This is a genomic window from Pseudoalteromonas sp. (genome assembly GCF_036960685.1).
Taxonomy (GTDB): domain Bacteria; phylum Pseudomonadota; class Gammaproteobacteria; order Enterobacterales; family Alteromonadaceae; genus Pseudoalteromonas.
Genome location: NZ_JBALXK010000002.1, coordinates 53,671 through 79,039 on the forward strand (window position 1 = coordinate 53,671; position 25,369 = coordinate 79,039).

The following is a 25,369-nucleotide window of genomic DNA, read 5'->3' on the forward strand; positions in this document are numbered from 1 at the left end:
CAGCTATCCCAAATTGCGCAACTAGTATAGATCCCAAGGCTTAACATGAAAACCCCAGTTAGACTAATAGACGCAAAAAAAAAGCTGTGAATGTAACTCACAGCTTAGATTTTATACAACTAGATTAAACATCTAGTAATAAGCGAGTTGGATCTTCAAGTAACTCTTTAATTGTTACTAAGAAGCCAACAGATTCTTTACCATCGATTTGGCGATGATCATAAGATAGTGCCAAATACATCATCGGCAAAATTTCAACTTTACCATTTACCGCCATTGGACGATCTTGGATTTTATGCATACCCAAAATAGACGACTGCGGTAAGTTGATGATAGGTGTTGATAACAATGAACCAAACACACCACCGTTAGTGATAGTGAAGTTACCACCGGTCATATCGTCAAGCGTCAGCTTACCGTCACGACCTTTAAGTGCTAGTTCACGAATACCTTTTTCGATTTCAGCAACAGATAGCTTATCGCAATCTTTTAGTACTGGAGTTACTAGACCGCGCGGCGTAGAAACTGCAATGCTGATATCAAAATAGTTGTGGTATACGATATCATCGCCATCAATTGAAGCATTTACATCAGGGAAGCGTTTTAGCGCTTCAGTTACTGCCTTCACGTAGAAAGACATGAAACCTAAACGGATACCGTGACGTTTCTCGAACACTTCTTGATACTGCTTACGAAGGTCCATGATTGGTTTCATGTTTACTTCGTTGAATGTTGTTAACATTGCCGTTGAGTTTTTCGCTTCAAGAAGACGGTTAGCAATGGTTTTACGTAAACGCGTCATTGGTACACGTTTTTGTGTACGGTCACCCATAGGCGCAGGTGCTGCTTCAGTTGCTTTTGCAGCTGGTGCTGGTGATTTTAAGAAGGTATCAACATCTTCTTTCGTTACACGGCCATTTTTGCCAGTGCCTTTGATTTTAGAAGCGTCAAGGCCTTTTTCAGCAATTAAACGACGCACTGACGGTGTTAACACGTCTGAACTATCGCTAGAAGAATCTGCAGCAGGTGCTGCTTCTTCTTTTGCTGCTGGTGCTGATGCTGGTTTACCACCGGCTTGTACTTTACCGATCACTTGATCACCGAGTACTGTCTCACCTTCTGCGTGAATAATCTCACCCATGATACCGTCTTCTTGAGCAACAACTTCAAGAACAACTTTATCTGTTTCGATATCAACCAAGTTTTGGTCGCGTGTTACCGCGTCACCTGGTTGCACATGCCAAGTAGCTACTGTCGCGTCTGCGACTGATTCTGGAAGTACAGGTACTTTAATGTCCACTTCTTTACCTTCTGATGCTGGTGCTGATGGCGCCTCTGGCGCATTTTCTTGTTTAGCAGAAGCCGGTGCAGCTTCGCTCTTAGCGTCTTCACTTGGCGCAGCTGCATCAGCGTCGCCAATAATACCGATCACTTGGTCACCAAGCACGGTTGCACCTTCTTCTTGTGAAATTTCAGTGATCACACCGTCATTTGGTGCAACAACTTCTAAAACAACTTTATCTGTTTCGATGTCTACTAAGTTCTGATCACGGCTTACTTTGTCGCCAACACTTACATGCCATGTAGCAACGGAAGCATCAGCAACCGACTCAGGAAGAACAGGAACTTTAATTTCTGTGCTCATTGCTTATCCTTTATTTTCAATAGTAAGCGCGTCTGCGACTAGCGCTTGTTGTTCTTTAGTATGCACTGACATGTAACCACATGCTGGAGAAGCTGATGCTTTACGACCTGCATATTTAAGCTTCGCACCTTGCGGAATTGCTTCTACAAAGTGGTGTTGTGAACAATACCAAGCACCTTGGTTTTGTGGCTCTTCTTGACACCAAACAAAATCTTTCACATGTTGATAACGGGCCATAATGGCTTCCATCTCATCATGAGGGAACGGATATAATTGCTCAACACGCACAATAGCAATGTTGTTAAGTTCAAGTTTACGACGCTCTTGTAGTAATTCGTAGTACACTTTACCACTACAGAAAACCACACGTTCAACGCTAGCTGCATCAATATCATCGATTTCGTCGATCATATTATGGAACACACCTTCCGATAACTCTTCAAGTGTTGATGTCGCAAGTGGATGACGTAATAACGATTTGGGTGTCATAACTATTAGTGGGCGACGTAGTGGTCTAACTGATTGACGACGAAGCATGGCGTATACTTGAGCTGGTGTTGAAGGCACACATACTTGCATGTTGTGATCAGCACAAAGCTGTAAGAAACGCTCTAAACGTGCCGAACTGTGCTCTGGACCTTGGCCTTCATAACCATGTGGCAATAAAATTGTAAGACCACACAAGCGGCCCCACTTTTGCTCACCTGAACTTAAGAATTGGTCAAATACTACTTGAGCACCGTTGGCGAAATCACCAAATTGTGCTTCCCACAGTACCAATGATGTAGGCTCTGCTGTTGCATAACCATATTCAAACGCAACAACGGCTTCTTCAGATAATACAGAATCGAATACTTGGAAAGTACCTTGCTCTTCACTTAAATGCTCTAACGGTGTATAAGTTGCACCATCAGTTTGGCTGTGAACAACGGCATGACGATGGAAGAATGTACCACGGCCAGAATCTTGTCCAGTTAAGCGAATATCAGTACCTTCAGTGGCGATTGTTGCATAAGCAAGTGTTTCTGCCATCCCCCAGTCAAGCGGTTTTTCACCTGCGGCCATTAATTTACGGTCATCGTAAATCTTTTTAACACGTGATTGCGCTTTGTATTGCTCAGGGTAGTTAGCTACTTTTTCACCTAGCTCTTTTAGCTTTTCAACTGGCACACTTGCATCATAATCAACACTCCACTCATGGCCCACATATTTAGCCCAATCAGATGAGTGTGATGTTTCTGGTTGAATTTCTTCAACAACACAATGACCATCATCGAGGCCATTACGGTAATCGTCAGCAAGTGCTTTAATTTCATCTTCAGTAAACGACCCTTCTGCCATTAATTGATCTGCGTAGATCAAACGAGGTACTGGGTGTTTTTTGATTTTTTGATACATGATCGGTTGAGTCGCATTCGGCTCATCCGCTTCATTATGGCCATGACGGCGATAACAAACTAGGTCAATAACCACATCACGTTTAAATTGATTTCTGAAATCAAGCGCAATTTGAGTTACAAATGCTACCGCTTCAGGATCATCAGAATTTACGTGGAAAATTGGTGATTGCACCATTTTTGCGATGTCAGTACAGTAATCTGTAGAGCGCACATCGTCTTGCTTGCTTGTTGTAAAACCAACTTGGTTATTTACAACAATACGAATACTACCACCACAACTAAACGCATTAGTTTGCGATAAGTTGAAGGTTTCTTGAACAACACCTTGGCCTGCGACTGCTGAGTCACCATGGATAGTAATTGGCAGTGCTTTAATACCTGAGCTGTCACCCAAACGGTCTAAACGTGCACGCACTGATCCCATAACTACAGGGTTTACAATCTCAAGATGCGATGGGTTAAAGGCAAGTGCCATATGAACTTTGCCACCTTTAGTAGCAAAATCAGAAGAGTAACCCATGTGGTATTTAACATCACCAGAGCTTAATGTTTCTTTATGCTTACCAGCAAACTCATCAAATAATTCTGATGGATTTTTACCAAGTACATTGACAAGAACATTTAAGCGACCACGGTGAGCCATACCAATTACCGCTTCTTGTTGGCCACTTTCGCCAGCACGGTGAATAAGCTCTTTCAGCATCGGTACTAACGCATCACCACCTTCGAGTGAGAAACGCTTAGCACCTGGGAACTTAGCCCCTAAATACTTTTCAAGACCATCGGCTGCGGTTAATCCTTTGAGGATACGCAACTTTTCTTCTTTACTGAATGTTGGTCGTGATTGCACTGATTCTAAACGTTGTTGTAACCAACGTTTTTCTTCAGTTGATGTGATGTGCATATACTCAGCACCTACTGAACCACAATATGTGGTCATTAGTGCTTGATATAACTCACCTAAAGGCATGGTATCGCGGCCAACGGCAAACGATCCCACGTTAAATTCACGGTCAAAATCAGCTTTAGATAATTCATGGTATTCAAGTTCTAAATCTCGAACACGTTCACGCTGCCAAATGCCTAATGGATCTAAGTTAGCATTTTGGTGACCACGGAAACGGAAAGCATTAATAAGCTGCAGTACTTTGACCTGTTTAGGATCGCCGCTACCACTGCCCTCTGCTACCACTACTTCTCTATGCTTGTTTTTCGCAAGCGCCGCAAACTGTGCACGAACTTCTGAATGCTTTACTTCAACATCCACACCATCTACTTTTGGTAATTGTTCGAACACTTCTCGCCATTCTTCTGGCACAGAAGTCGCATTGTCTAAATACGCTTCATAAAGCTCTTCTATATAAGCAACGTTTCCGCCGTTTAAATGTGAAGATTCTAGCCATGCCTTCATCACACCTTCGTGCATTTATAAGCCCTTTTCTTTAGCGCAGAAATTAATTGTTATAACAAGATGGCTAATTTACATTAGCCATCTTACATTTATCAATATTATTAAACTGAACGGTTTATTAACATTGATTTGATTTGTCCGATTGCCTTAGTTGGATTAAGACCTTTAGGACAAACGCTAACACAGTTCATGATACTGTGACAACGGAACACGCTGAATGCATCGTCTAAGTCAGCTAAACGCTCTTCTGTTGCTGTATCTCGGCTATCTGCCAAGAAACGGTAAGCATGAAGAAGACCAGCTGGACCGATGAACTTGTCTGGATTCCACCAGAACGAAGGACACGATGTTGAACAACATGCACATAGAATACACTCATACAAGCCATCTAACTTGTCACGTTCTTCAATTGATTGAAGACGCTCACCTGCAGCAGGTGTATCGTTAATTAGATAAGGCTTTACTTTTTCGTATTGAGTGTAGAACTGACTCATGTCAATAACAAGGTCACGTACCACTGGTAAACCTGGTAATGGACGAATTACGATTTTACCTTTGCCACCTTTTTGTAGCGTTGATAAAGGAGTAATACATGCTAAACCATTTTTACCATTCATGTTAACACCGTCAGAGCCACACACACCTTCACGGCATGAACGACGAAATGATAACGTTGGATCTTGCTCTTTTAATAATAAAAGTGCATCCAATACCATCATGTCGTGGCCTTCTTCCGTTTGCAAAGTATATTCTTGCATACGGGGGGCGTTATCAACATCTGGATTGTAACGATAAACAGAAAATTGTACTTGTGCCATCGTCTCGCTCCTAGTAGGTACGTGCTTTAGGTGGAAATGCTTCGCGCAGTTTCGGCGCATAGTTTACATCACGCTTGCTCATTTCATCCGTTACCGGATTGAATACTGAGTGACATAACCAGTTTTCGTCATCACGATCTGGGAAGTCAAAGCGAGAGTGTGCACCACGGCTTTCTGTACGGAAGTTTGCAGCAACTGCTGTTGAGTATGCTGTTTCCATCATGTTATCTAACTCTAGACATTCGATACGTGCAGTGTTGAAGTCTGATGATTTATCATCAAGACGCGCATGCTGCAGACGTTCACGAATTTCTTTAAGCTCTTTTAGACCGGCTGCCATTGACTCACCTTCACGGAATACCGAGAAGTTAAGTTGCATACACTGCTGTAGGTCTTTCTTGATTTGTACTGGATCTTCGCCTTGACCAACTGTTGAGTTCTCCCAACGATTGAAACGAGCGAGTGCAGCGTCTAAATCTGATTCTGAGGCATCTTTTGATACTTCAACGTCATTTAAGTAAGTGCCAAGGAAGTTACCTGCAGCACGCCCAAATACAACTAAATCAAGTAATGAGTTACCACCTAGGCGGTTTGCACCGTGTACAGATACACAGGCAATTTCACCAACAGCAAATAAACCTTCAACTACTTTTTCGTTGCCGTTAGCATCGATTTGTAGCGCTTGACCATTTACGTTAGTAGGAACACCACCCATCATATAGTGACAAGTAGGGATTACTGGAATTGGCTCTTTTGCAGGGTCAACGTGAGCAAATGTTTTAGCAAGATCACATACACCTGGAAGACGTAGGTTAAGCGTTTCTTCACCTAAGTGATCAAGTTTAAGCTTAATGTGTGGACCCCAAGGACCATCACAACCACGACCTTCACGAATTTCTGTCATCATTGAACGGGCAACAACATCGCGTGACGCTAAGTCTTTCGCATTCGGTGCATAACGTTCCATGAAGCGTTCGCCATCTTTATTTAAAAGATAACCACCTTCACCACGACAACCTTCCGTTACCAGTGTACCCGCACCAGCAATACCGGTTGGGTGAAACTGCCACATTTCCATGTCTTGCATAGAAATGCCAGCACGTGTCGCCATACCAACACCGTCACCGGTGTTAATGTGAGCATTAGTGGTTGAAGCGAAGATACGACCCGCACCACCTGTTGCTAGTACCACAGCTTTTGATTTGAAATAAACAACTTCGCCTGTTTCAATATCAATAGCAGTACAACCAACTACATTACCATCATCGTTTTTAACTAAATCTAATGCATACCACTCAGAGAATACATTGGTTTTGTTTTTAACGTTTTGTTGATAAAGAAGGTGCAATAACGCATGACCTGTACGGTCAGCCGCAGCAGCGGTACGTGCTGCTTGCTCGCCACCAAAGTTTTTCGATTGACCACCGAAAGGACGTTGGTAAACACGGCCATTTTCAAAACGAGAAAACGGTAGACCCATGTTTTCTAATTCAGTAATTGCTTCTGGGCCAGTTTTACACATATATTCGATAGCGTCTTGGTCACCGATGAAATCGGAACCTTTAACGGTATCGTACATGTGCCATTCCCAGTTATCTTCATGTGAGTTACCCAGCGCAACCGTAATACCACCTTGTGCAGACACAGTGTGTGAACGCGTTGGGAAAACTTTAGAGATAAGTGCACAGGTTTTACCTGATTCAGTGATTGCAAGTGCCGCGCGCATACCCGCACCACCTGCGCCAATCACGACGGCATCAAATTCACGAACAGAATATTTCACTTAAACACCCCATAGAACGATTAGACCAATTGCTACGTATGCAGCGGCCATTAGGTTCAAAACAAAACCTAAAACAGCACGCAATTTTGCGCATTTAACGTAGTCAGTCAGTACTTGCCAAAGGCCAATACGGGTATGAACCATAATGCAAACAAGGGTAATTAGTGTGAACCCTTTCATTGCTAGGTTTGAAAACAGGCCTTGCCATGCTTCGAAAGTGACTTCTGGTGTACATAAGAAGTAGCCAATAATAAAAATCGCATACGCGGTAATTACTAGTGCCGTGGTACGTAACGAGACATAATCTTGTATGCCGTCACGTTTTAGAGTTGCTTGATTTAAAACCATATCCACACCCCTGCTAATACAGAAGCCACAACGCCAAGTGCCATTGCAATTTTAGCGCTAAGGTTACCTGATTCAAGTTCTTCCCAATGTCCCATATCCATAATGATATGACGGATACCACCAATAAGGTGATACGCCAATACAGAAATGGTGCCCCAAGCTATAAATTTGGCAATGAATCCGCTAAACAGACCCTTGACGAATTCAAAACCTTCAGCTGAAGAAAGAGACTCTGACCAAGCCCAAATGACAAACGTTAAAGCAAAAAATAATGCAACACCGGTGACGCGGTGAAAAATTGATGCTTTAGCCGCTGCCGGCATAGATATAGTTGTTAGATCTAGATTTACAGGTCTTTGCTTTTTCACAGTTACTTGCCCATCTTGCCCACTAGGAGCTCATCTACTTGTTTTTCTTAACCCATCAAAAACGATTTTTCTGATGGAACTATCTAAGCAAAGCTCTTTTTAGCAACAAAGTTCACATTTATGCAAAAATTAGCTGCAAAAATTACATTTACCTACAGACAATACGGTATAAAACCTTCGATAGTATATATAGCCAAAGGTCTTTTTACAATTCTTGTTTAGTTAGAGACGTTTGCGAATTAGCCAATGGTATAATATTTAATCCTGTCAGAATATTTATTATACATTTGTGCATAATGTTTATAAAAATTGACTTTAACCCCCTCTTTCACGTTAAAATGAAAAGAATGTGCTTAAACAGATTCAGAACATAACAATCAGAGTTGTTATCTTAATAGGAGATAAATAGATGGCGGATAAGAAAGCCACGGTCCATATTGATGGTCTAGATCCAATCGAACTTCCAATTTACCAAGGCACTGCCGGTCAAGATGTTATTGACGTACGTACGTTAGGTGCTCACGGCCACTTTACCTATGATCCAGGTTTTATGTCGACTGGTTCTTGTGAATCTTCAATAACTTACATTGATGGTGGTAAAGGTATCCTACTGCATCGCGGTTACCCGATAGAGCAGTTAGCAGAAGACTCAGATTACGTTGAGCTATGCTATTTACTACTAAATGGTGAGTTACCAACTAAAGAGCAATACACTGATTTTGCATCAGAAATCACACATAGCACTATGCTAGATGAAAAGATTGCAAACTTTTTTCAAGGCTTCCGTTTTGATGCTCACCCAATGGCAATGCTATGTGGTGTAGTAGGTGCGTTATCGTCTTTCTATCATGAAGACCTTGATATTACCGATGCAACACAGCGTAAAACCAGTGCCATTAAATTAGTTGCTAAGTTACCAACTATCGCAGCTATGGCGTATAAATATAACGTAGGTCAACCGTTCGTTTACCCACGTAATGATTTAAGCTACGCAGAAAACTTCCTGCACATGATGTTCTCTGTTCCAGCTGAAGAATACAAAGTGAACCCGGTTACAGCTAAAGCAATGGATAAAATCTTTATGCTTCATGCTGACCACGAACAAAATGCATCAACGTCTACTGTACGTCTTGCTGGTTCTTCAGGCGCTAACCCATATGCATGTATTGCAGCGGGTATTGCATCACTTTGGGGCCCTGCTCACGGCGGCGCTAACGAAGCATGCCTTAACATGCTAGAAGAAATTGGTTCAGTTGACCGTATTGATGAATACGTTGCTAAAGCAAAAGATAAAGCGGACCCGTTCCGTCTTATGGGCTTTGGTCACCGTGTTTACAAAAACTTTGACCCACGCGCAACAGTGATGCGTCAAACGTGTCACGAAGTGTTAGCTGAGCTTAACATTCAAGATCCATTGCTTGATATTGCAATGAAGCTTGAACAAATCGCCCTTGAAGACCCATACTTTGTTGAGAAGAAACTTTACCCTAACGTAGATTTCTACTCTGGTATTATCTTAAAAGCAATCGGTATCCCTACTAGCATGTTCACTGTGATCTTCGCAATGGCGCGTACTGTAGGTTGGATCACTCACTGGGATGAGATGCTTTCTCAACCTGGTCATAAGATCAGCCGTCCACGTCAGCTTTATACTGGTCACACTCACCGTGATTACGTAGCAACTGACAAGCGTTAAGCATTATTTAATGCTAAAAAGGCCGCATTTGCGGCCTTTTTTGTGTGCAGCCCTTGAGAAAAATCATAAAGTGATTACAATTCTCGCTCACTTTTAAATTTGGCTTGTTATGTTAGATGTTGAAACGTTATGTTTGATGTAGAAAAAATCCGTGCGGACTTCCCTGCTCTGGCGCAACTTATCAACGAGCAACCTCTGGTCTACCTTGATTCTGCAGCAACCACACAAAAGCCATTAGCAGTAATAACGGCTACTGAGCAATTTTATGCTCGCACTAATGCCAATGTGCATCGCGGCCGCCATACCTTAAGCGAACAAGCCACTCACGCTTATGAACAGGCAAGAGCGACTACCGCTGATTTCTTTAATATTGCAATCAATGAGTTAGTTTGGACCAAAGGGGCTACAGAGGCGATAAATCTCGTTGCGAACGGCCTAACTGAGCAACTCAATTCAGACTCTACCATTGTGATTTCTGCCTTAGAACATCACGCCAATATCGTACCTTGGCAACAACTTGCAAAACGTACAGGGGCAACACTGCTGGCTTTGCCTGTGCAACCAAATGGCCGTTTTAACACTCGCCAATGTATTGAATTCATTAAGCAACACAAACCTAATGTGCTGGCAATAACGCACGCATCAAACGCACTGGGTAATATCACTCCACTTGAAGCTATTTTACACGCAGCAAAACAACAAAATACCATCACTCTAGTTGATGGCGCTCAGGCAGCCCTGCATCTACAACCTGATTTGCAACAACTGGATTGCGATTTTTATGTTTTTTCAGCACATAAAATGCTCGGTCCAACGGGTCTCGGCGGTTTATATGGACGTTATGAGCAATTAAATAATCTTAGTGTGTATCAAACCGGTGGAGAAATGATCGAATCAGTCACATTAACAGAAACAACTTTTCGCCAAGCACCGGCAAAATTTGAATCTGGTACGCCAAATATTGCTGCGGTGATTGCTTTTGCCCACGCCATTAAATATTTGAAAGCGTTAGATACGACTAATGTATATGCTCATGAACAAGCTATTTTTAATTATGCCGCAGAAAAACTGCAATCCATCGATGGGATCACCCTCTATAGCGACCTAAACAACAATATTGGCACGCTAAGTTTTACTTACAAAGACGAACATCCTTACGATATTGCCACTTTATTGGACGGATATGGCATTGCTGTGCGCAGTGGTCATCATTGTGCTCAACCCCTGATGCAACATTTAGGTATTAATGGCACTGTTCGAGCCAGTTTTGCATTTTATAATAACCATCAAGACGTTGATTTATTCATCGCTGCGCTGCAAGAATGCATCGCGTTATTAGACTAAATTCGGATAAGACATGATTAAAACGTTTAAAGAGATTGCGCTAACCTTAGAAAATGCGCCGCCATGGCAACAAAAATACCGCGAAATAATGCTGTTAGGCAAGCAATTACCCCCTATGCCTGAAGTCTTAAAAACAGATGATGCCCTCGTGCCGGGCTGCGAAAGTAAGGTGTGGATGTATTTAGATTTTGATCTAGAAGAGAATACTCTCGTCATTGTTGGCGACTCTGATACTCGGATAGTAAAAGGCTTACTGGCCATTGTGTTAGCCTTGTATAATGGCTTAACCCCAGAGCAAGTGATCCACACCAATGCCTTTGCTGAATTTGAACGATTGGGGCTAATACAGCATTTAAGTCCTTCTCGCGGTAATGGTATCAAGGCCATGGTCGAGCGAATTCAAACCATGGCTGCTGATAAATCGCTTTAAGCCTTTGCTAAACGTTGTTTTTTGTCTAGGTATTTTCGTACCGCTTTAGCGGCTACAAAAAAGCCAAAACTGCCCGTGATCATAGTCACAGAGCCAAAACCATTATTGCAATCCATATTCATTGAGCCATCAGCATTTTGCTTGGCATGACAGACACTGCCATCAGTACCAGGGTAAACTAATTGCTCAGTTGAGTAGACACAATCTATATTAAACTTACGTTTGGGATTGCTACTAAAATTGTACTGCTTACGAAGAATATAGCGCACTTTAGCAAGTAACGGATCTTGGGTAGATTTTGCCACATCGCCAAAAGTAATTTGGCTCGGATCGGTTTGCCCACCAGCGCCACCGGTGGTGATCACCGGTATTTTATTGCGCTTACAATGAGCGATGAGAGCCGCTTTTTCTTTTACTGCATCGATACAATCAATCACGTAATCAAAACCTTGGATATGCTCGCGAATATTATCCAAAGTAATAAAATCATCAATGATTTCAATTTCGCACTTAGGATTAATTAGCTCGCAGCGGGTTTTCATTGCCTCTACTTTTGCTTCACCCACAGTACCTGTTAAGGCATGTATTTGGCGGTTTACGTTAGTTGCACAAATATCATCAAGATCAATAAGCGTGAGTTTACCAACCCCCGTTCGTGCTAGTGCTTCAGCGGCCCAAGAGCCCACACCGCCAATGCCAATGACACAAAAATGTGCACTTTGCAGCCATGCAAATTGTTGTTGTCCATATAAGCGTTTTATCCCGCCAAAACGAATATCGGTTACCGAGTCTGTCATTTACCAATCCAATTGCCATGGCTGTTGCCAGGTGTGAAAATTTTCGTGTTCAGTTAATTGTCCAAACAGTGATGTACATTCAGGTTTACACACATACTGGTACTGCTGATTTTGCCAACTAAAACTAAGTGCATAAGCATGCAAATAGGTACGCTCTGCAGAAGTTCCACCATACAGTGAATCACCTAAAATAGGCGCCGCTAAACTTTTTAAAGCAACCCGTAATTGATGAGTTTTCCCTGAATACGGCTTTAAAATAAAAGCACGTAAATTAGCCGCAACACTGAGCGAATAAAAACGAGTAATTGCCGGGTTATCAATACTTTTTAACAGCTTGAAGCTACTACGGCGAGATTTAGCCATATCACCTTTCACCCAACCTTGTTTTTTCTTCGGTTTGTTATCTGATAATGCGAGATAAAATTTATCAATTTCATGCGCAGTAAATAAGCGGGTAAACTCAGCCGCTGAGGCACTGCTGCGCGCTAAGATAATCAAACCTGATGTCACTTTATCTAAACGATGAACCGCATAAAGCTTTTCATTTAGCTGTTGCTCAGCAAGTACCACAAAACCGGGGCCACCTTCGCTGTGAAAGTTAAGGCCCGCTGGTTTTTCTATAACATAAAAGTCTGCATGCTGCGCATGGATCATTAAATTAGGTTTATTCACTCGCAGCATTACTTTGTAAATAGCTTATCACACGCGCTAAATCTTCAGGCGTATCCACTCCTGCATGAGGCGCTATTTGCGCTTGCTCAATTTTTATCTGGTGACCGTGGTAAAGCACGCGTAATTGCTCTAATGATTCTAATTGCTCAAGAGGCGAAGGTGTCAGCTTAATGTATTGTTTGATAAACCCAGCTCTATACGCGTAAATTCCAACATGACGTTGATAGTTTGCGCAATTGAGCTGATGATTATTTGCAGCGTCCATCATGTTAGTACGATCAAAAGGGATGCTGGCACGGGAAAAATACAAGGCATTTTTATTAATATCACTGACCACTTTGACAGCATTAGGGTTGAGTACTTCTGCGATGTCATCAATGGCAACACTTAAAGTCGCCATCGGCGCAGACGAGTCTGCAAGCAATGCAGCAACTTGCGCTACATTTTCACAGGCAAGCAATGGTTCATCACCTTGTACATTAACAACAATTGTATCGTCAGCCAATGCGAGTAAATCCATCACTTGGGCAAGGCGTTCAGTGCCCGATTGATGATCTTCACTGGTCATTAATACATCTTTTGTAAATAAACTAACTGCGTCGAAAACTTTTTGGTGATCGGTTGCAATAACTACTTTGCTCGCACCTGCTGCCATGGCTTTTTCGTACACGTGTTGGATCATTGGCTTGCCACAAATATCCGCTAAAGGCTTACCCGGTAACCGACTAGACGCGTAACGCGCGGGAATAACAACTACGAATTCCACGTTTCAATCTCTTGTTGTGATAACTCACGCGCTTCATTTTCAAGCAATACAGGAATATCATCACGAATTGGATACGCAAGCTTTGCTGCTGTGCTGATCAATTCATTGTTTTCTTTGTCTAAACGTAATTTGCCTTTACATACTGGGCAGGCAATTATTTCAAGTAACTTTGTATCAAAGGCCATCGAGGATCCCTTTTTCTTTTAGTAATAAATTTAGTTTAGTAACCACCGCTGCAGAAGGCTCTGCATTAACAGGTAGAAAATACCACGTTGGCTTTGCAAATGGTTGACATTTTACCGCATCTTTTTCTGTCATAAACACTATTTCATCATTAAATTGCGTAAAATCAGCTGCGCTGTATGCATAGTGATCACGATAATGATGACAACTTAATAGAGATATCCCCTGCTCACGTAAACTATCCTCAAAGCGTTGTGGGTTGCCTATTGCACTCACAGCATGACCTTCAAGTAAGGGGGTTTGTGCTGCTGTTGCATTAGCAACGGTCAATAGTTCACCACTATTTAATTGATAGTTAAATGGGTTATCCCCGCCATTTTCAATCACTAAATCAACTGACTTTAAACGCGATTGGGTTTCTCTAAGTGGCCCTGCAGGCATAATAAAACCATTACCAAAACGACGTTGACTATCGACGATGCAGCACTCAATAGCTCTGGCCATTTTATAATGTTGCATACCATCATCTGAGACAATTACATCAAGTTGGTGCTCGGCAAGTAACTGCTTAATATTAGCTTCTCGGTTTGGACCTACCACTACAGGACACCCTAGTCTACGCTGTATTAACACCGGTTCATCACCAGCCTTAGCCGCGCTGGTGCTAGCAGTCACGATCAGCGGGTAATTATCACTGTTACCACCATAACCACGGCTGATCACCCCAACCTTTAAATTACGCTGTTGTAAGTGGCTAACCAGCCAAATCACAAAAGGTGTTTTACCATTGCCGCCAACACTAATATTGCCAACCACAATCACAGGCACTGGACTTATGTACGCTTTACATAACCCAAGTTTAAACGCCTCACGGCGTAACATGCTGAGCAGCCAGAAAAGTAAACTCAAAGGCAGTAACAATATGGTGATCAAGCTCGTTCCTTGATACCAACTTTGCTCTATTTTACTCACCCTTGCTCACCAAACTGCATTTTACACAAAGCGGAATAGGTGCCGTCTTTTTCGATTAAAGATTGATGGTCGCCGCTTTCAATCACTTGACCATTATCAATAACGTAAATTCGGTCACTGTTTTCAATCGTCGATAAACGGTGAGCAATGACAATCGACGTTTTATTCTTCATCAAATTTTCAAGCGCTTGCTGTATCAGTTTTTCAGACTCAGTGTCCAATGCCGATGTTGCTTCATCTAAAATCAAAATTGGCGCATCTTTTAAGATTGCCCGTGCAATCGCTATACGCTGACGTTGCCCGCCAGATAACATCACCCCATTTTCACCAACCATGGTATCTAAACCATCGGGTAAATCTTTAACAAACTCCCAAACGTGTGCTTGCTTGGCAACGTTGAATAACTCATCTTCAGTTAATTCACGACTTATTCCATAACCTATATTGTTAGCTATGGTGTCGTTAAACAGCACCACTTGTTGCGATACCAAGGCAAATTGCTTACGTAAATCAGTCAATTTATAATCACTGAGTGCGATGCCATCTAGCAATATTTCACTCGGTGCTTGTAAGTCATAATAACGGGGTAATAAATTAGAGATGGTTGATTTTCCAGACCCTGAACGCCCCACTAAAGCAATGCTCTCACCCGCTTTAATGGTCAGTGATAAATCCTTTAATACCGGCTCATCTTTAGTGGGATAGCTAAATGTGACGTGTTTAACTTCAATATGCCCTTGTACTTTATCAACACTGACTGTGCCAGTATCTTTTTCCACCTCTTCATCGAGTACTAAAAAGATACTTTGTGCTGCTGAAATACCGCGTTGTAAGTCACTATTAACATTAGCAAGTTGTTTAAGGGGGCGTAATAACATCATCATCGAAGAGATAAGTACCACAAAATCACCTGAACTAATGGTATCGATCATCGATGGCATTGCCACCACCCATAAAATAACCGCCATTGCACTGGCCGCTAATATTTGGATCACCGATACACTCAGGGCTTTCGTTGCATCCATTTTTATCCGCTGTTGACGGTTATGATTATTGATTTTCGCAAACTGAGTTTGTTCTTGCTGTTGACCGCCAAAGCCATGAATGACTTTGTGGCCACTGAGCATTTGCTCTGAGCTGCGAGTCACTTGACCCATCGCAGATTGAATATTTTTAGAAATATGACGAAATCGTTTTGAAACAACAGAAACAATCACTGCCACTAATGGAATGATAACTAGGAAAATTAATGACAACTTCCAGCTGGTGTAAAACATTACCGCCAATAAAAACACCACAAAAGCACCTTCACGCACAACAACTAGCATTGCTTTAGTGATAGCTTGTTGGACTTGTTCGGTATCGAAAGTAATTTTTGAAATTAAATCGCCCGTTGAATTTTGATCATGAAAGGCAACCGGTAAATGTAAGATATGTTCAAACAATTGTTGACGTAATGCGCGCACAACTTGTGAGCCAACATAACTTAAGCAATAAGACGACATATAATTAAAAATGCCACGGCCTATCACTAATGCTATGACGATTAATGGCGCATATTTTAACACATCGGCGTTGCGCTGATTTAAACCCTCATCTATAAATGGTTTCATTAATTGGATAAATAAAGCATCCATCGCTGAGTAACCAATCATGCCGACCACTGCTAAAATAGCAACGCTCTTATAATCACCCACATACGTCAATAAACGCTTATAAATTTGTGATGTAGTTTGATCCATAACACTCTCTTATTCATAGTCTGTGGCTATTGTAGCCTCCAGTAACACAAAACTAAACTCAATCTTTTAGAAACCAATAACTTTCATCATTGCGAGCAAGGTTAATTGTGTATTGATGTGGATAAAATGCTATTTTTACCTGACCGTGTGCGGCTGTTGCGTATTGCTTCACATTATGATCAGCGTAGCGTGCAACAACCTGTCTGTGAGGTAATTGCCACTGCCCTTTATAGGCCGTTGAATGAATAACGAGCTCAGGGGCAACTGCGCTGATAAACACCTCACTTGATGATGTATTACTGCCATGATGAGGGCTTAGCAGCACAGTACTGTTAAGTACGCTTTGTTGTGCAATTAACTGACTTTCTCTTGCTGCTGAAATATCTCCTGGTAATAAAACACTAAACTGACCATCACTAATATGCACAACGCAGGATTTATCGTTGTCTGTGGTTAAACCCTCAGCGGGCTTGCTAACCGTTATCGTTAAATCATAAAAATCATAACGGCCTGCTATACAGACCTGCTCAGGCCCATTAGGTTGAAGTAAACTAAAGGTATGCTGATAACCATGCTGCAACCAATGAGTAAGTCCGCCTACATGATCTGTGTCCATATGGCTTATTAAGGTCACTTCAACATCAACTCCATTACTAATTAAATAAGGAACTAAAGTGCTATTAACTCGCGTATATGTATTAAAATACACGGGGCCTAAATCATAAATAAAACCTTTGCCTTGGTTACTGACTAGCACCATAGTGCCGTGCCCTACGTCAAACACATCTAGTTGCCAAACTGGTTTTGGCAGTAAGTATTGATCGAGAAAGGCAATTATAATTGGTAAACAAGCCATTAGCCGCCACGGTAAAAAGCACGCGATTAAAAGCGCCGAGTAACAACTGATAAGCCAATGCATACTAAATTTTGCGGTATCCAACCAGCGATAATCAACGGGGATCAAGAGCAAGCTCTGATACGTGTGCTGCAATAAATAATCAAACACAGCAATTAAGCCACTCATATCAACGACTAGGCTCAACCCTGAAAGCAACACTAAGCTTGGCATGATTATAAAACCAAGTATTGGTATTGCCACTAAATTAACGACTAAGCCAATCACACTGAACCCGTTAAAATAATAAACAGATAAAGGTAATAAGCCTATAAATAGCGCTATTTGTAAGACAATAAGTGTTTTTATGAATGACAGCACACCTACCTTGGGTATAGATATAACACTGAATACCCAAAAAATAACTATCACCGCCGTAAATGAAAAATAAAGCCCAGGGTTAAGTAAGCTAAATGGGTCAATTAACAAAACAACCACTAATGCAAACAATATACTGCGCCAACGCAATGCTTGCTTAGCATAATAGTAAATAACCAAATAGCAGCCTAACATGAGTAAAGCCCGTGTAGCTGAAACGATAAAACCGCTTAAATAAACATAACTAAAAGCCAATAAAAAACCGCCAATACTATAGATAAGCGATAAATTTAACTGCTGACTCATTGGTTTAATCATAAAGCTCAGATAACTTATGAGACTGCGTGTTATGAAAAAACCAATACTAAACATTAAACCAATATGTAAGCCTGAGATTGCTAATAAGTGGCTAATACCAAATTGCTGCAATTCCTCCTTCTGTGAAAAGCTCATCATACTTCGATCACCGGTTAACAAGGGATAGTACAACCAACTTAAGGCACTACTTTCATAAGTATTTTTGATAAATAGCCGATATGATTGAATTAGGTCTGCGTTACTGTTTTTAGATATTTCAATATAACTGCCAATTTGTTTCCCCTTAAAAAAGATCCGTTCGCTAAATGCATAACGCTCTTTATCAAACACATCATAGTTTTTTTGGCTGCGATATTTAGTTAAATACAGCCAAATTGTAATATCGTCGCCAACCTCAAGTAATTGCTCGCTTTTTAACGTCAGCAGTGCCAATGGAGGTTTAATAATTGATTGAGGTTGTTGGTTTATCTTATTCAGCTGAGCTTTTAAATAATAATGATCGCGCTGAGAAATAATCTCAACAACGGTAATGTGACTGTAATGTGGTTGATTTTCATGCAAAACGGCCGGTGGAATTGTATAGAAGCTAGAGAAATGTCCCCATACACAGCAAATTCCACAAATAAAACCTAACATTACAATGGAAAACGGCTTAAAATAAGCGCTCGCGATTAATAGAGATATAGCGAAAACTGTAAATACAAGGGTCTGATAATAAAAAACGGTTATAATACAACCAACAACAAACCCAACGCTTAACCAAACAGATGTAAATGGTTGCTTTAAATGGCTAAGAAAACGATCCAACGGTTTTTACCCGATCACAATAAAGTTAAACATCATAAATCTTTAAAAATTTTTGGTCGTTTACTCCACGATGCCAATTTATGGCATTTAAATCGTCGTTCAGCTCGGGGAGCTTTTTCCGTCGGTTTATTTTTCGCTTTCATCCCTGTTCCTTTTCAAATGGTGCTTGCTGCAGCACTGGCTATACCATTAAGAGTTAATCTACCTATTTCAGTCGCCGTAGTGTGGATCACCAATCCCCTCACCATGCCACCAATTTTTTATTGCTGCTATCTGGTAGGTACAATTGCACTTGGCCAGCCAGAGCAACATTTTGCATTTGAACCAAGTTGGCAATGGTTTATAGAAAGTTTGACAACGATCGGCCCTGCATTTTTAGTTGGCTCACTGATCTGCGCGACTCTCGCCTCCGCAATTGGCTATTTTGGTGTTGATTTTTTATGGCGTCGTTCAGTACGTAAAGCCTGGTTAAATCGCCACAAATAGCAACCGTTCCTAATTTAGTTAAAGTATAGACAAAAAAAACCCTGCTGAGTAAAGCAGGGTTTTTTATTTATTTTATTAATTAGTTTACTTATTACGAAACGCGCGACGTAAGCCAAGTAACGGTAATAATAACAATGTATACCAAGGGAAACTAGCTGACTGACGTTCATAAGTATCTGTTTCAGGATCTGTACATCTCTCAACTTCGCCATCAATAGGCGTTAATTTTACTGGTACGGCGATACTTTCGTATTCGATTTCGCCGTTAATATCTCGTACTACACCACCTAAAGAATCCGTTTTTTCAACTGTTTTGGTCGCAACACCAAAGATTTCATTGTTGTTGTTGATTACTTTTGCTTCTGAGACGACATATTTATAGCGCGTTTCACCGTCAGCTTCGTAACAGGGTAATAAGTCATTAACGTTAGTGATTGAATCTTCACCAATCTGGTATAAAAAGCCTTCACGACGACGTGAGCCAACATTAAATACATCGGTTTCACCTTCACCTACGATATAACCATTATCATTAATATCATTGGCGATTGAAGCAGAACTATTAAAGAAATCAGTTGGGAATACTGTGCTGTTGCTTGCTATGTCATGATAGAAAAACTTAAGTCGGTTTGCACCTTCAATTGCTCTGATACCATAACCTACAATGACGTCATTTTCATTAATCGCTAATGCTTTGCCCCCTGTCCAGTCATCTTCTTGGTTAAGCATTTCAACAACTTTGCCGTCTTTATAATAAACAGGTAAAGTACGAATTAACGAAGAGCTATTGTTATCACGAATATCAGAAGCACCGGCCACAATACCATTACTATTAACAGCAAGTGCATTACTTGTAAACGCAAAGTCATCGTCATCTTCGGGTGTTAAACCTAGACCTAATATCTCAGTATTGGTAATATTTAAGTTGCTGTCTAAACTCCACTTAACAGCACGGGTATCAAATAAACGCGATGAAGTACTTCTTTGTAAACCTTCAATACACACAGATATGGGCTGGTCTTCACCATCGCAATTATCATCGATATTTTCTTGTCGATCAGCTGGGATACCCGTGGAAACTTGCCCTACCACCGTATAACCTGAGTTTGTTTTGACAATATCACTGGCGATACTGATACCACCATATTCATCAAACTCAGGGACTAATGGCACACTTAATAAACCGTCAGGTGAGACAATAATACCGCGAGAGATAAAATCACGAACAAAACGGGTTTCTTCTTCAGTTTCACCATCTGGGGTAAAAACTGTTTTATCGTAGGGCGCACTGCCCCAACCTACTGCGATACCGTCTTCTGCTACGGCATTATAAAAGTTGCTAACCGAGCGTGTTAAGCCATCATAATCAACCGATGCAATGTCAAACAGTACTTGCTCGTGAGCTTCACCATTTAAAACATTGTAACCAACAATATTCGCCAGTTTTTGATATTCAGGATTCGTTGCTTGTGCTGTTAGAAAACTCAGCATAAAACTGTGCGCGTCAGGATTGGTAGCCGCCGCATTATTGTTTTCAATATCATCTAGCGTAAAGGTAATTTGCTTATCAATTAACTCGAAATAGTCTTCTTGCTGATCGTAGGCTCGTTCGATTAAGCTATCTGTAAAATCGATATAACTTACATCAATAGGTAAATTGTAAATACCGTTAGCAAGACCAAGAATATGGCCGCTTTCACTGACATCTTTAACGTAGTTATGCTTAGCGCCATCCAATGTACTCAGCTCGGTTAACTGATACGTTGCGCTAAGTGCCGATGTACTCATAGTAGCTAAAATACTAGCAGCGAGTAATTTATATTTCATTTTAGTCCTTACTACTGATTCTTTAAATCTTCAAGTTCTTCCCAGCGCTCCAAAGCGGCTTCAAGGTCAGACTCAAGTTGTGCTAAATGGTTCAATTCTTTGCTGGTTACACTGGCATCTTGTTTAAAGAAATCAGCATCATTAACCACAACTTGTTGCGCTTCTAGCGCTTGTTCAAGTTGCTCCAGCTTACTGGGTAATTGTTCTAATTCAAGTTTTAATTTGTAAGAGAGTTTATTCGCTTTATTCTCTGTTTTAGCAACTGGCGTTGGGGCGACTGTAATTTCTTTTTTAGCGGGCGTGCTTAGCTGTTTTTTTTGCTCTTGCGCTAAATAATTAACATACGCTTCATAATCGCTATAACCACCCACAATATCAGTGATCACACCATTTCCTTCAAACGCCCAGACACTGGTACAGGTATTATCAATAAACTCTCGGTCATGGCTAACAATCAGCACAGTGCCTTGATATTGGTTAATAATATCTTCTAACAATTCTAGTGTCTCAATATCCAAATCATTGGTTGGCTCATCCAGCACTAAAATATTTGACGGTTTAAGGAATAGCTTTGCAAGTAGTAAACGGTTCTTTTCACCACCTGATAATGCTTTAACTGGTGTACGCGCTCTCGCAGGCGGGAATAAAAAGTCTTGCAAATAACCCAGCACATGACGTGAACGACCATTCATCATCACTTCTTGCTTACCTTCTGCTACGTTATCTTGCACTGTCGCTTCTTCGTCTAACTTTTGACGGTACTGATCAAAATAAGCAAATTCAAGGTTAACGCCTTGTTTAACAACACCAGCATCTGCTGCAATATCACCAAACAGTAATTTCAATAAGGTTGTTTTACCAATCCCATTTGGACCCACTAAACCGATGCGATCACCACGCATAACGATGGTTGAGAAATCCTGAGCAATCACTTTGTCTTTATTAAATGCATGATTTAAGTGCTTAGCTTCAAATACTAATTTGCCAGAACGATCGGCAGTTTCTATGTTGAAGTCAGTTTTACCCACTTGGTCAACACGTTGCTTGCGTTCATTACGTAACTGTTTTAGTTCACGTACACGACCTTCATTACGTGTTCTACGTGCTTTAACACCTTGACGTATCCACGCTTCTTCTTCAGCTAAACGCTTATCAAATAACGCATTTTGTGTTTCTTCAACTTTTAAATCATGGGCTTTTTGCTCTAAATAAGTAGCATAATCACCTGGGTATGAAATTAACTTACCGCGGTCTAAATCTAAAATACGGGTAGCCACAGCACGAATAAATGCACGGTCATGAGAAATAAAAACAATGCCGCCTTTAAATTCTTTTAAAAACTGCTCAAGCCACATGACACTTTCCATGTCTAAGTGGTTGGTTGGTTCATCAAGTAGTAGTAAGTCAGGTTCACTGACTAGTGCACGAGCAAGGGCTACTTTTCGTAACCAACCACCGGAAAGCGACTCTAATTTCGCTTCGGGGGTTAATTCTAATTGGGTTAATACCAATTGAATACGACTATCAAAACGCCAACCATCAGCCGCTTCGAGCTGATTTGATAAACGCTCTAACTTATTCAGCAGTTGATCTGTGCATTCAGTCTGTAACTGGGTACTAACATGATGAAAATCAATGAGTAAATTAGCTATCTCAGGCATACCTTGAGCAACATAATCGAACACCGAGCCGCTGGCACCTTTTGGTGGATCTTGCTCTAGGCGCGATATTTTAATGCTACCTAACTGATTAATTTCACCATCATCTAAAATAACTTGGCCATCGAGTACTTTTAATAAGGTTGATTTACCTGCACCGTTACGGCCAACCACACACACCCGTTCGCCGGTTTCAATGACTGCGTCGGCATTATCAAGTAACGGATGCGTGCCATAAGCCAGTTGCGCTTTAGAAATTCTAATTAAATCCATATTATCTATTTACTCTTATTCTGTTTGCGTAAAAAACTGACGCACATCTTGCGCAGTAAAAGGCCAAAATAATTGTAGGCCCTGTTCGCTTTTTAAAACCGGTATGCTGGTTTGATACTCTGCTATGAGCACTTCATCACTCATAATATCAACTAGCTGTAATGAATCATCACCTAACAATGGGGTGATCAAACACTGTGCTTGTTCACACAGATGGCAGCCATCAGTGTGATATAAAACCCAACTAGCCATGGGTTATCAACCAACTATTGTGTATTTTTTTGTTACGTTTAAAGTCTGGAGAAATTGTCTGCTCAGAAATATTAACGGCTTTCAAACCTAAACCAATTAAACCGACTTCATCCATGCTAAAGCCGCGCATATTATTTGAGAAAATCAATGTGCCTGATGGACTAAGGATTTTTTTCACCCAAGTGAGCAGCTTAATATGGTCATTTTGTACATCAAATGCGTCTTTCATACGTTTTGAGTTTGAAAACGTTGGGGGATCTAAAAAGATCAAATCGTACTGGCTGGTTGCATGCTCAAGCCATTTCAAACAATCCGCTTGCTCAAATCGGTAACGGGTATTACTGATGTTATTCAGTTCAAAATTATCTTGCCCCCACTTTAAGTAGGTTTTTGACAAGTCAACGGTGGTTATCGCTTTCGCGCCGCCTAAAGCTGCATGCACAGAGGCTGTGCCCGTATAAGCAAACAAGTTTAAGAACCGCTTATCTTTGGCGTTTTCTTGAATATAGCGACGCGCAAGGCGATGATCTAAAAACAAGCCGGTGTCTAAGTAATCAAATAAGTTTACTTTAAATTTTGCACCAAACTCTTCAACTACTTGGGTACGATTCTGTTTGGCCATTGGTGTATATTGCTCTTCACCTTTTTGCTTTTTGCGAACTTTTACAGCAATATTTCCCGGCGCAATATTAAGTTGTTGTGCTGTTAATGAAATCACGTCTTGTAAACGTTTATGAGCTGTTGTGTCGTCAATTTCTTTCGGCGCAGCGTATTCAAAAATAACCGCAGAATCGCCATAGACATCCACTGCAACATTGTATTCAGGAATATCGGCGTCATAAACACGATAAGCTTGAATATCATTTTGCTTAAGCCAATTTTTTAAGCCTTGTTTATTTTTCTTTACGCGATTGGCAAATGACATCGAGCCTTCAAAGTTCAAGGCAGGTTTATCTTCTGAGCTTTGGCTTACTTGTTTATCATCTAACTGATATAAGTTCAGCACGACATCAAGCGGACCATTTTTAAACTTATAGCGCTTGAGTTTCACCAGCTTTAATAATTTAAACAGGCTCTCATCCATGCCTAATAGCGCAAGCTTCCAGTTATTAAAATGCTTTTTAAAGCCAGTGCCTAGCGCACTGTGTAAACTGACCAACTCAGCCATAGAACCAATACGCTCACCATAAGGTAAGTTTGAAATAACCACGCCCGGCAGTTTTGCGACCGAGGTAAGCTTAGTTGCATCGCTTTGTTTAAACTTGATCACATCACCTAAGTCTGCCCTGCGAGCATTATCAACCGCTTTGCTTAATACATTGGCATCATTGTCATGACCGATAAGCCACAACTTTGGATCGGTGATTTGCGCCGTTAACTGCTCTTTTAATTCTTTATACTTGGCGACTCTGAAACTTGGTAAACGCTCAAATGCAAAACCCTCGCGAAATAAACCAGGAGCTTCATTACGTGCCATACCGGCGGCTTCAATTAAAATAGTACCTGCACCACAACATGGGTCGAATAATGGCTGCTGAACATTTTCAAGCCAACCACTGCGCTTGATAAGTGCCGCTGCTAAATGTTCTTTAATCGGTGCTTTACCTTGGCCTTCACGGTAGCCACGCTCAGATAAACGCGGGCCTGAATAATCAATATACATGGCAACGCCTTGACGCGATAAACGCGCAACAACACGTACATTGGCATCTTGTTTATCTACATTTGGGCGTTGTTCATATAAATCATTAAAGTAATCAACAATGGCATCTTTGATGACTAAACCAGAAAATTGCGTATTTTTAAGCGCATCATTGGTGCCATTAAAGTCAACCGCAAATGTTTGGCTCGGTCCAAACCATTCTTGCCAAGGTTGCAAGCGAGCAAATTTATATAGGCTGTCTTTATCATTTACGCCCTCTTTCTCTTCGATCAACATAAGTACACGAGTTGCAAAGCGGCTCATTAAACACACTTTTTGTGCTAATGTAGTGTCACCTTCAAAGCGTACTGAACCCACTGTTTGCTTGGTCACCGTGGCGCCAATGTCAGTAAGTTCTTCAACCAATAAATTTTCGATTCCGATAGAAGTAAGTGCGATAAAATGCAAAGTAATAACCCTTGATAGCTAATTGCGCAGGATTATAACATAGGTTGGCA

The 25,369-nt window shown here is 41.1% G+C and carries 21 protein-coding genes; 4 read left to right on the forward strand and 17 right to left on the reverse strand.

The genetic code is table 11. The features are described from left to right. Window positions 1-124: 124 nt before the first annotated feature. The 6 genes from odhB to sdhC all read right to left on the reverse strand — a co-directional run bounded on the left by odhB (window position 125) and on the right by sdhC (window position 7,773). A complete protein-coding gene (gene odhB / locus V7783_RS02410) occupies window positions 125-1,645 on the reverse strand; it encodes a 2-oxoglutarate dehydrogenase complex dihydrolipoyllysine-residue succinyltransferase (RefSeq protein ID WP_335677376.1) in 1,521 nt (506 codons plus the stop codon). A 3-nt stretch (window positions 1,646-1,648) separates the two neighbouring features. Beyond that, on the reverse strand, window positions 1,649-4,471 hold the full coding sequence (locus V7783_RS02415) for a 2-oxoglutarate dehydrogenase E1 component (RefSeq protein ID WP_335677377.1): 2,823 nt from the start codon (window positions 4,469-4,471) through the stop codon (window positions 1,649-1,651). 86 nt (window positions 4,472-4,557) lie between these two features. Next, window positions 4,558-5,274: a succinate dehydrogenase iron-sulfur subunit gene (locus V7783_RS02420; protein ID WP_064666153.1), complete on the reverse strand. Its 717-nt coding sequence runs from the start codon at window positions 5,272-5,274 to the stop codon at window positions 4,558-4,560. Between the two features lie 10 nt (window positions 5,275-5,284). After that, window positions 5,285-7,057: a succinate dehydrogenase flavoprotein subunit gene (gene sdhA, locus V7783_RS02425; RefSeq protein WP_182717863.1), complete on the reverse strand. Its 1,773-nt coding sequence runs from the start codon at window positions 7,055-7,057 to the stop codon at window positions 5,285-5,287. Beyond that, the gene (gene sdhD, locus V7783_RS02430; protein WP_169017830.1) at window positions 7,058-7,405 is read right to left on the reverse strand and encodes a succinate dehydrogenase, hydrophobic membrane anchor protein; all 348 of its coding nucleotides are present in this window, start codon (window positions 7,403-7,405) and stop codon (window positions 7,058-7,060) included. Further along, complete coding sequence (gene sdhC / locus V7783_RS02435; RefSeq protein WP_084448108.1) at window positions 7,396-7,773, reverse strand: succinate dehydrogenase, cytochrome b556 subunit; 378 nt, start codon at window positions 7,771-7,773, stop codon at window positions 7,396-7,398. The genes sdhD and sdhC overlap by 10 nt, the downstream gene beginning before the upstream one ends. A 409-nt stretch (window positions 7,774-8,182) precedes the next feature. Here sdhC and V7783_RS02440 point away from each other — a divergent pair, with 409 nt between their 5' ends. The 3 genes from V7783_RS02440 to V7783_RS02450 all read left to right on the forward strand — a co-directional run bounded on the left by V7783_RS02440 (window position 8,183) and on the right by V7783_RS02450 (window position 11,243). Next, on the forward strand, window positions 8,183-9,469 hold the full coding sequence (locus tag V7783_RS02440; protein ID WP_335677378.1) for a citrate synthase: 1,287 nt from the start codon (window positions 8,183-8,185) through the stop codon (window positions 9,467-9,469). Window positions 9,470-9,598: 129 nt separating this feature from the next. After that, window positions 9,599-10,813 (forward strand): aminotransferase class V-fold PLP-dependent enzyme, encoded by a 1,215-nt coding sequence (locus V7783_RS02445; protein WP_335677379.1) that lies wholly within the window; start codon window positions 9,599-9,601, stop codon window positions 10,811-10,813. Window positions 10,814-10,826: 13 nt separating this feature from the next. After that, window positions 10,827-11,243 (forward strand): SufE family protein, encoded by a 417-nt coding sequence (locus tag V7783_RS02450; protein WP_335677380.1) that lies wholly within the window; start codon window positions 10,827-10,829, stop codon window positions 11,241-11,243. Here the strand turns inward: V7783_RS02450 and tcdA are convergent. From tcdA to V7783_RS02485, 7 genes are read right to left on the reverse strand one after another with little or no spacing between them, the layout of a single operon-like run. Then, window positions 11,240-12,040: a tRNA cyclic N6-threonylcarbamoyladenosine(37) synthase TcdA gene (tcdA, locus tag V7783_RS02455; RefSeq protein WP_335677381.1), complete on the reverse strand. Its 801-nt coding sequence runs from the start codon at window positions 12,038-12,040 to the stop codon at window positions 11,240-11,242. The two genes, V7783_RS02450 and tcdA, sit on opposite strands and share 4 nt — an antisense overlap. Continuing rightward, window positions 12,041-12,721 (reverse strand): TIGR01621 family pseudouridine synthase, encoded by a 681-nt coding sequence (locus V7783_RS02460; protein WP_335677382.1) that lies wholly within the window; start codon window positions 12,719-12,721, stop codon window positions 12,041-12,043. Beyond that, window positions 12,705-13,478, reverse strand: a complete 774-nt coding sequence (gene kdsB, locus V7783_RS02465; protein WP_335677383.1) for a 3-deoxy-manno-octulosonate cytidylyltransferase — start codon at window positions 13,476-13,478, stop codon at window positions 12,705-12,707. Before kdsB ends, V7783_RS02460 begins: the two co-directional genes overlap by 17 nt. Beyond that, window positions 13,466-13,663, reverse strand: coding sequence for a Trm112 family protein (locus tag V7783_RS02470; protein ID WP_064666143.1), 198 nt, complete (start codon window positions 13,661-13,663; stop codon window positions 13,466-13,468). The genes kdsB and V7783_RS02470 overlap by 13 nt, the downstream gene beginning before the upstream one ends. Next, window positions 13,653-14,633: a tetraacyldisaccharide 4'-kinase gene (lpxK, locus tag V7783_RS02475; RefSeq protein WP_335677384.1), complete on the reverse strand. Its 981-nt coding sequence runs from the start codon at window positions 14,631-14,633 to the stop codon at window positions 13,653-13,655. Before lpxK ends, V7783_RS02470 begins: the two co-directional genes overlap by 11 nt. Next, window positions 14,630-16,375 (reverse strand): lipid A export permease/ATP-binding protein MsbA, encoded by a 1,746-nt coding sequence (gene msbA, locus V7783_RS02480; protein WP_335677385.1) that lies wholly within the window; start codon window positions 16,373-16,375, stop codon window positions 14,630-14,632. Before msbA ends, lpxK begins: the two co-directional genes overlap by 4 nt. A 58-nt stretch (window positions 16,376-16,433) precedes the next feature. Further along, the gene (locus V7783_RS02485; RefSeq protein WP_335677386.1) at window positions 16,434-18,713 is read right to left on the reverse strand and encodes a DNA internalization-related competence protein ComEC/Rec2; all 2,280 of its coding nucleotides are present in this window, start codon (window positions 18,711-18,713) and stop codon (window positions 16,434-16,436) included. On the opposite strand from V7783_RS02485, the gene V7783_RS02490 reads away from it, so the two are divergent. Continuing rightward, window positions 18,693-19,199: a DUF2062 domain-containing protein gene (locus V7783_RS02490; protein ID WP_335677387.1), complete on the forward strand. Its 507-nt coding sequence runs from the start codon at window positions 18,693-18,695 to the stop codon at window positions 19,197-19,199. The genes V7783_RS02485 and V7783_RS02490 overlap by 21 nt on opposite strands. An 84-nt stretch (window positions 19,200-19,283) precedes the next feature. On the opposite strand, the gene V7783_RS02495 is transcribed toward V7783_RS02490, so the two are convergent. Genes V7783_RS02495 through rlmKL form a run of 4 tightly spaced genes read right to left on the reverse strand, consistent with a single transcriptional unit; the run spans window position 19,284 to window position 25,319 of the window. Next, window positions 19,284-21,026 carry a DUF3466 family protein gene (locus V7783_RS02495; protein ID WP_335677388.1) on the reverse strand — a complete coding sequence of 581 codons (1,743 nt, stop codon included), beginning with the start codon at window positions 21,024-21,026 and terminating at the stop codon, window positions 19,284-19,286. A gap of 11 nt (window positions 21,027-21,037) precedes the next feature. After that, a complete protein-coding gene (gene uup, locus V7783_RS02500) occupies window positions 21,038-22,957 on the reverse strand; it encodes an ATP-binding cassette ATPase Uup (RefSeq protein ID WP_335677389.1) in 1,920 nt (639 codons plus the stop codon). Window positions 22,958-22,972: 15 nt separating this feature from the next. After that, a complete protein-coding gene (locus tag V7783_RS02505; protein WP_335677390.1) occupies window positions 22,973-23,209 on the reverse strand; it encodes a glutaredoxin family protein in 237 nt (78 codons plus the stop codon). Next, entirely contained in the window at window positions 23,202-25,319 is a 2,118-nt protein-coding gene (gene rlmKL / locus V7783_RS02510) for a bifunctional 23S rRNA (guanine(2069)-N(7))-methyltransferase RlmK/23S rRNA (guanine(2445)-N(2))-methyltransferase RlmL (RefSeq protein ID WP_335677391.1), read from the reverse strand. The genes V7783_RS02505 and rlmKL overlap by 8 nt, the downstream gene beginning before the upstream one ends. Window positions 25,320-25,369 lie beyond the last annotated feature (50 nt).